Annotated in this window: 7 protein-coding genes; all 7 read right to left on the reverse strand. The window is 69.7% G+C overall.

The annotated features are described in order from the left end of the window. Positions 1 to 33 precede the first annotated feature (33 nt). Complete coding sequence (locus tag ACFRAR_RS37575; protein ID WP_380704751.1) at positions 34 to 588, reverse strand: hypothetical protein; 555 nt, start codon at positions 586 to 588, stop codon at positions 34 to 36. 17 nt (positions 589 to 605) lie between these two features. Further along, positions 606 to 1,052, reverse strand: coding sequence for a hypothetical protein (locus ACFRAR_RS37580; RefSeq protein ID WP_380704753.1), 447 nt, complete (start codon positions 1,050 to 1,052; stop codon positions 606 to 608). 32 nt (positions 1,053 to 1,084) lie between these two features. Beyond that, positions 1,085 to 1,879, reverse strand: coding sequence for a hypothetical protein (locus tag ACFRAR_RS37585; RefSeq protein WP_380704755.1), 795 nt, complete (start codon positions 1,877 to 1,879; stop codon positions 1,085 to 1,087). Between the two features lie 28 nt (positions 1,880 to 1,907). After that, positions 1,908 to 2,444 (reverse strand): hypothetical protein, encoded by a 537-nt coding sequence (locus ACFRAR_RS37590; protein WP_380704757.1) that lies wholly within the window; start codon positions 2,442 to 2,444, stop codon positions 1,908 to 1,910. An 85-nt stretch (positions 2,445 to 2,529) separates the two neighbouring features. Beyond that, positions 2,530 to 4,089 carry a hypothetical protein gene (locus tag ACFRAR_RS37595; RefSeq protein ID WP_380704759.1) on the reverse strand — a complete coding sequence of 520 codons (1,560 nt, stop codon included), beginning with the start codon at positions 4,087 to 4,089 and terminating at the stop codon, positions 2,530 to 2,532. A 61-nt stretch (positions 4,090 to 4,150) separates the two neighbouring features. Then, positions 4,151 to 5,566: a pyridoxal phosphate-dependent decarboxylase family protein gene (locus ACFRAR_RS37600; protein ID WP_380704761.1), complete on the reverse strand. Its 1,416-nt coding sequence runs from the start codon at positions 5,564 to 5,566 to the stop codon at positions 4,151 to 4,153. A gap of 637 nt (positions 5,567 to 6,203) precedes the next feature. Next, positions 6,204 to 7,643: serine hydrolase (locus ACFRAR_RS37605; RefSeq protein ID WP_380704763.1), on the reverse strand; the 1,440-nt coding region annotated here is incomplete at its 5' end.

The following is a 7,643-nucleotide window of genomic DNA, read 5'->3' on the forward strand; positions in this document are numbered from 1 at the left end:
GTCGGGGACACCGGGGCCCGTGTGGTGCCGGGATCAGACCTCGATCACCCGCAGCGCGGGGTGGTCGACCGTGTTGAGGTACAGCTTCTCCTTGGTGCCCTCCTGCTCCAGCTCCAGGACGAGCCGGTACCGGTACAGCCCGGGCTTGGCCGTGCTCAGCACCGTGCCGGCCCAGTAGTAGTAGACCGGGGTCAGCGGCGAGCGCATCCGGTCGGGCATGCCGTAGATCTTGAGCTCGGTGAAGAGCTTGCGCTCGGCCACGTCCTCCTCGTCACCCAGTTCGGTGTCGAGGACCACGATGTTGTTGATCTTGGGCATGGGCGGCCAGGTGCCGTCCAGCCGCCGCTCCATGTCGAGCGGACGGATGATCCAGTTCAGCACCTGGCCCTGCTTGCAGACCGTCTCCAGTTGCCGGGTGCCCTGGCCCGAGCCGCCGACGCTGTTGTCGATCATGTACATCGAGTCGTGCAGCGAGCGGTTCGCCGTGGCGCGCTCCATGTTCACGAACGTGACGATGTTGAGCTGGACCGAGTTCAGCTGCCCGGCGTTCTGCTTCTCCGGCTCGGTGCTGCGCGTGCTGGTCGTCAAGGTTCCTCCTCCGCTGCTCAGAGCTGGCCGGTCGCGTGGCCGACCAGGGCGGGCGACACGGCGGTGGTGATCGGCTCGACCTGCGTGCCCAGCCGGAAGCTGATCCGGTACGACACCGGGGACGTCTGGTCCTTCTTCACCGTCCCCGTCCAGTAGGCGACGTCGGTGCCGGGATACACCTTCCGGACCGGCTCGCACACCTCCTGGTCGATCTCGATCCCGTCGATGGCCACGAAGGCCTCGCACTCGAGCGCCAGCACGTTCCAGAGCAGCTGGTCGCCGGCCTTGACCGGGGTCCTCAGCTCCTCGGTGCCGAAGCCGGTGGACCCGCCGGCCCGGTTGGTGTCGTACAGGTACAGGTGGCCCTGGGTGCTCTGGGCCGCCAGCATGCCCACGCAGTCCACCACCGCGGTGATCGAGATCGGCCGCTTCGGCGTGGTCTTCTGCCGTGGCTTGGTGGTCATCTACTCCTCCTCGTCCTTACTGGATCAGGGGCTCAGGCGAAGCTGGCCGGAGCGATCGGCAGGTAGCCCATACCGGCACCCGTGAAACCGTTCCGCTTGGGGTCCGCGGTGATCCGGAGCTTCGACTCGCAGGTGAGGTTGACCGGCTCCCAGGTCGACTCGCCCGCGCGCTGGACCAGATCGTGGAGCTGGATCCGCATCTTGTAGGTGTAGGTCCCGGGCCGGGAGGTGTCGACCGTCGCCGACCAGTACCAGCCGTCGGTCACCAGGTCCGGGGAGCCGTACTCGGCCGGGTAGATGATCTTCTCGTCCACGGCTTCGCCGAAGATGTCGGTGATCACCGGGGCCGGGTAGCTGTGCGCGCCCTGGCTGTGGTCGGAGACCACCTTGCCCGTCACGTCCAGCAGTCGCTGCCCGGAGAGGGCGCGGGTGCGCGAGGTGGACCGGACCCTGGTACCGACGGTCTTCTGGATCCTGGCCAGCGCGGCCTCGGTGTCACCGTTCGGCGTCGTGCGGCCGGCCAGGTCCGCCAGCTCCGCCAGCGCGTCCTTCTCGGCCTGCCGCGTCCGGGCGGCGTGGTAGCCGCGGGGCACCGTCGGCGGGATCGAACCGAGGCTGTACGGAAGCCAGTTGAGCACCTGCTCGCCCGCCTGCGAGCCGTCGCTCCAGTAGGCGCCGTTGACCGCGGTGACCAGCTCGCCGGTGCCCTGGTTCAGCGAGCCCTGCAGCTTCATGTTGTCGAACAGATAGGTGTTGCCGGTCAGCGTCCGGGACTCCAGCGCGTTGCCGACGTCCACGAGCACGATGATCGCCAGTTGTTGGGCCATCTGCCCACCCTCCTTGTCGGTGTTCCGCCTACAGGCACATCAGTGCGGGCGAGTCGACGTACAGCACGCTGTGATCGCCCTCGTACATCTGGAGCTCCAGCCGGTACCGGTACGGCACCCCGGAGGGCAGGTACGGCGGCACCACGCCGGACCACACGTCGAGGTCCGACTGCCCGCTCTCCAGCCGACGACCGGCCGGCGCCGCGCCGTTCGCCGCGCCGTCCGCGGCGCCCTCCGGGAGACCGCCCGGGGCGCCCTCCGTGCCGTCACCCGCGGGGGCGCCGGCCGGGCCGTGATCGACGACGTACTCGGGAGCCGCCGCGACCCCACCCGCCGGCAGGAAGCTGATGCTCCTGATCTCGACGGGGGTCTGGAGGTCCACCGCCAGGGCGGACCACTGGACCACCTGGCCGGGCGCCACCACGGTGACCAGCTCCGGCGTCCCCTGGCCCTTGCTGTCGAAGGACCCGTCGTCGATCAGGCAGAGGTTGCCGTTCAGCAGCGACTTGTCCGAGAGCGCGCCGATCACATCCACCACGACGGCGATGTTCACTTGCGGTTTCATCCTCACTCCATTCCTCGAAGCCACGGACCGGGGCGGCGGTCCCGCCGCCCCGCCGGTGGTTCTGTCAGGCCCTGTCCGGCCGGGCCTAGCCCCGGTCGCGCACCAGGGGCACCTTGCCGACCGAGGTCCGTTCGATCTCCGCGGACGCCCTGGGCACGAACTTGATCAGGAACCGGTACCCGGTCTTCTCGATCGAGGCGGGGTTGGCCTCGCCCTGGTTGAACAGCGAGAGCGAGCGGGGCAGCGAGTTCACGAAGACGTGCTGCACCCCGTACGGGCCGAGCGCGCCGTCCAGCCGGTACGTCAGCCCCGGGGCGTCGTCCACCGAGGCCAGCAGCGTGATGGTCTTGCCCTCGCGGTGGTTCACGAACTGGATCTCGTGGGCCACCACGTCCAGGTCCACCGCCACGACCTTGAGCAGGTCCTCCCGCAGCGCCTCGTAGGCGCGCGGGGCCGAGTACTGGCTGTCGTTCAGGTGCAGGATGTCCCCGGTGCGGCCGGCGAACTCGAACTGGCCGGTCTTCAGCCCGGGGCCGTCCAGCCTCGGGCGGCGGATCATCCGGTCGCCCAGCTTCAGCCGCAGCAGCGGCGCCTCGTGCGCGTGCAGCCGGGTGACGACCAGCTCGCCCTCCTCGCCCTCCGCCACCCAGCGGCCCTGGGCGTCGACGATCTCCACCAGGTGCAGTCCGGGCACGGCCGCCAGGTAGGGCGACTCCTCCCTCAGCTGGAGCCCGATGGTCTCCGCCTGGGTCGCGGCGAAGTAGCTGAGGATCGCCAGGTTCGGGAACACCGCCTTGAGCTCCGCCCGCTTGCGCTGCGGCAGCACCCCGCTCCCGTACAGCGCCGCCCGGAAGCTCTGCTTCGCCTCCTGGCTCATCCCCGCGCCGAGCTCGCTGAGGATGGCGACGCCCGCGGTGATCCCCATGAGCGCCTTCGGGCCCGGGTAGGAGAACATGTGCTCCAGCACCGGGGCGGTGACCGGCCCCGCGCCGATGTAGTTGACCCCCGGCACCTGGGCCAGCACCCCGCCCACCATGGTGCCGCTGCTCCACATCTGGTAGTCCGCCAGCGTGGTGTACAGCCACTTGGGGTCGCTGCCGTTCAGGTACCCGTCCAGCTGGTAGGCGCCCATGAAGCGGCCCGCCACCTCGTAGGTGTCCCGCAGCTCCCGCAGCGAGTACACCGTCTCCAGCGGCTTACCGCCGCTGGTGCCGCCGCTGGCCACGATCTCGAACCCGCCGCGCTCCAGCGGCACCACCATGCCCGGGCGCGAGTCCATGAAGAAGTCGCGCTGGGTCTCCTTGTCCGACAGCGGGATCCGCTGCCACTCCTCGTACGTCCGCGGAGCCTCACGGACTCCGGCGCCCGACAGGCGGGTGCGCCAGAGCGGGTTGAGCAGGACCGTGTTGACCATCTGCTGGAGGCGGCGCAGCACCAGGGCGTCCTGGATCTCGTGCGGCACCTCGCTGTACGGGGCCTGGCAGACCTGCTCGCACTCGCGGAGCTTGCTCGCGAACAAGGGGAGCTTCTCCACGGCGTCGATCGATTCCGGCTTCAGCTCCCAATCGGGAATCAGCCGGCTCGCCAGTTCACCGGCGCCGCCGGGTGCCGCCGGCCTGGCGGGTGCGATGCTCACTGCACTCATCGTCAATTCCTCGTTTTCGCTCTGTTCATCGACCCATGCGCTGTGGTTCGTTCGCTGGCGTTCACCTGGCGGCGGCGGACAGCTCAGCCGCGACCCGCCTGATCTCACCCAGCAGCATCCGGACGTGCTCGATGGTGATCCGGTGATTCATCACGACCACCCGCAGGGCGGCGACCCCGTCGATGTTCACCTTGGAGATGAAGAAGTTCCCCTCGATTTTGATCCGGTTCCGGATCGCCACCTGGAGACGGTGCACGTGCTCGTCGGAGAGGTCGGCGGGACGGTGGCGGAAACAGAGGATGTTGGCCTCCGGCCGGTGCACCGTCTCGAAATCCGGCTCGTCCAGGAGAATTCCGTGGATTTCCTCGGTCAGTTCGCAGAGGTACTCGATCTTCTCGGCGAAAAGGGCCCGGCCGTAGACGGACCAGAGGGTCCACAGCGGCATGATCATGGGCCGCTTGGTGCACTCGAAGTTCCGGCCGCCGCTGTCGAGCTCGGTGTAGCGGTCCGGCTCCTCGTCGAAGACGTAGCTGGCGTGCTGCTGGAAGGCCCCGTCGCTGTCCTCCTTGTTCCGGTAGAACAGCAGCGTGCAGGGCGCCGGTACGAACATCATCTTGTGTGCGTCCCACGCCAGGGAGTCGGCCTTCTCGATCCCCCGCAGCTTGTGGCGGAGCTTGTCGGAGACCAGCAGGCTCGCCCCGTGCGCACCGTCGACGTGCAGCCAGATGCCCAGCTCCCGGGCCAGGTCGCCGAGCTCGTCGAGCGGGTCGAAGGCACCCACCGAGGTGGTGCCGGCCGACGCGACCAGGGCGAACACCTTCAGCCCTCGCCGCTCGGCGGCCTCCAGGGCGCCCCGCGCCCGCTCCGGGCAGATCCGCTGCTCCCGGTCGAGCGGCAGCCGGACGATCTGCGACTCCCCGATCCCCAGGATCCCGGCCGCCCGGGACACGCTGTAGTGCACGTCCGCGCCGACCGCGACCGCCGGCCGGGGCGCGCCGTCCACCACGGGGCTGCCGCTCGACCAGAAGTCGGGGAACGCCTTGTTCCTGGCTGCGAGCAGCGCGGTCAGATTGGCCAGCGACCCGCCCGAGGTGGTCACCATGGCGAAGCTCTCCGGCTCCCACCCGATGAAGCGGTTCAGCTCCTCGGCCATGATGCGCTCCGCCACGCTGGGCAGCTGGCCCGCCTCGTAGAACGAGGACGGCTGGTTGACCACCGAGCTGACGAAGTCGACGACCCCGCCCAGCGGCACCACGCCCGAGAACTGCCGCCCCAGGTAACCGGGCGAGTGGACCTGGATCCCCGTCCTGACGTACAGGTCGACGATCCCGTCCAGCCGCTTCTCGTCGAAGGGCGCGATCTCGTCGCGCTCCCCGGCCATCAGGGCCCGCGCGGCCCGCGTCAGTGTTTCGGGGTCGATCAGGTCGAGCCCCCTGATCGAGGAATCCGACAGATGGCTCTCCAGCCGGCCCAGCACCGTTTCGGTATTGGCCCGGAGGAGATCGGCCCCGAAAACACCGGCCATCGCCCCGCCATCACGCGGTTTCCCGCCCCGGAAAGCCGCAGACGATCGCTGCGGCTGAACACCGAAAAGCGAGACGACTCCGCCGCGCTGCTCGATCATCTCCTGCTTCGACCGAGATTCCACCTTATGAGCCCCCCAATGGGCCTTCGTTGAAGATGCTGAAGACAACGCGATGGACTCTTCCGCCCCTTGAGTTCCCGTGTCCAGTCGCATAACTCCAACGGGTGAACCCCTCCTTTTTCTCGAATTTCGATTGCGCACCACCGCCACCCGGGCCCGGCGCCCGATCCCCGCAAAGCCGCGCTGGCCAGGCCGATGACGTGCTTCATCACATTTCGAACGACATATTCAAACTGCCCTCGAACTCCCCTGACGGGCGGGCCGGTGGAGTGGGCATCTGGGTCGACCGGGCGGATGGAGGCGCCGGGGCTTCCGCGGGACCCGGCGACCCGGCGGCCCTGCGACCCGGCGGCCGGGTTCGCCGCCAGGCGGACTCGGCGTGCGCCCGACTCCGCCCGTTCCGGCCACGGCGAAGACCCCCGACCCGGGTGGGCTGGGGGTCTTCGCCGCGGCCGGAAACGGACAGGTGTCAGCGGGTGTCGGCCACCGCCTTGATCAGGTCCCCGCCCCCGCTGCTGTTCGTCAGGACGACCAGGCCGCTACCCCGCTGGATCAGGGACACGGTCAGCGCGTGATAACCGATCGGCTCGCCGCCGTGCCCGTACTGGACGTCGGCCCCGAGGGTGTCGACGACCGTGCCCAGGCCGTAGAAGGATTCGTCGTGTGGCGTCAGCAGTTCCCTGGCCGAATCCTGGCCGAGCAGGGCCAGCGGGCGGCCCAGGTAGGACCGACGGACCTCCAGCGCCAGCTTGGCCAGGTCCACGGCCGTCGTCCACAGGCCGGCCGCTGCCGCGTCCGCCCGGACCAGCCAGCCGCCCGCCAGAGGGCTGCCCAGCTCGTCGTGGCCGTGGGCGACCGGCAGGCCCGAGGTCTCCGGGAAGGACTGGTCGAAGCTCGTGCCGGTCATGCCCAACGGCGCGAACAGCAGGGAGTGCATCAGCTCCGCGAAGCCCCGGCCCGTCGCGTCGACCACGACCTGCTGGAGGACCGAGAAGTGCACGTTGGCCTTGCGGAACACCTCCCCCGGCACGAGGTCGGGCCGTACCGGCCGCGCCCCGTCGGACGTCCGGCCGTTCAGCAGGTCGACCAGTCCGGGCAGCGGCTCGCCGCGACGGTAGCCCTTGCCCAGCGTCGGCGTCAGCCCGGACAGGTGGCCCAGCAGCTGGCGGCTGGTGATCCGCGGCGGCCGGCCGCCGTCGACGCCCGGCACCCGCCAGCCCTTGAGGTACGTGTTGACGTCCTCATCGAGGTCGATCACGCCGTCCTGGGCCAACCGCAGCACCCCGAGCGCCGTGACGTGCTTGCTCACCGAGCCGACCTGGAAGAGCGTCTCCGGGGTGACCGGCTCGGCCCCACCGGCGACCAGCGTGCCCAGCGTCTCCGCGGCGACCAGTTCTCCGCCTTCGATGACGGCGATGCTCACCCCGGGAACGCGACCCGTGTCGACGGTGTCGAGCAGGGAGCGCGGCGCCGAGCGGGAGACGGCGGCCGAGCCGCCCGACGGAGCGGACCGCGTCACGGACTCGCCGGAGGGCCCGGCGGGCCGCTCGGCGGCCAGGACGCCGTCCAGCTCCGCCGCCAACTCACCGAGCGTGTCGTGCCGGTAGAACATCATCAGGGAGAGCGGGAGGTCCGCCTGTCGTGCGGCCGAAACCACCTTGATGATCAGGATCGAGTGTCCGCCGAGCTCGAAGAAGCTGTCCGTCGCCCCGATCCGCTCCACGCCCAGGACCTCGGCCCAGATCTCCGCGAGCCGCCGCTCGGTCGCCGTCGACGGAGCGACGTGCTCCCGGGCCGCGTCGAGCTCGTCCCGGTCCGGTGTGGGGAGGGCTTTGTGGTTGGTCTTGCCGTTGGCGTTGAGGGGGATGGTGTCGAGGGGGGTGTAGGTGGTGGGGATCATGTAGTCGGG

Origin of the sequence: Kitasatospora sp. NPDC056651 (assembly GCF_042792155.1) — a bacterium.
Classification (GTDB): domain Bacteria; phylum Actinomycetota; class Actinomycetes; order Streptomycetales; family Streptomycetaceae; genus Kitasatospora.

Excerpts from the sequence above, each read along its gene's own strand:
- ACFRAR_RS37580 (WP_380704753.1), bottom strand. The coding sequence starts at position 1,052 with ATGACCACCAAGCCACGGCAGAAGACCACGCCGAAGCGGCCGATCTCG.
- ACFRAR_RS37585 (WP_380704755.1), bottom strand. The coding sequence starts at position 1,879 with ATGGCCCAACAACTGGCGATCATCGTGCTCGTGGACGTCGGCAACGCG.
- ACFRAR_RS37590 (WP_380704757.1), bottom strand. The coding sequence starts at position 2,444 with ATGAAACCGCAAGTGAACATCGCCGTCGTGGTGGATGTGATCGGCGCG.
- ACFRAR_RS37595 (WP_380704759.1), bottom strand. The coding sequence starts at position 4,089 with ATGAGTGCAGTGAGCATCGCACCCGCCAGGCCGGCGGCACCCGGCGGC.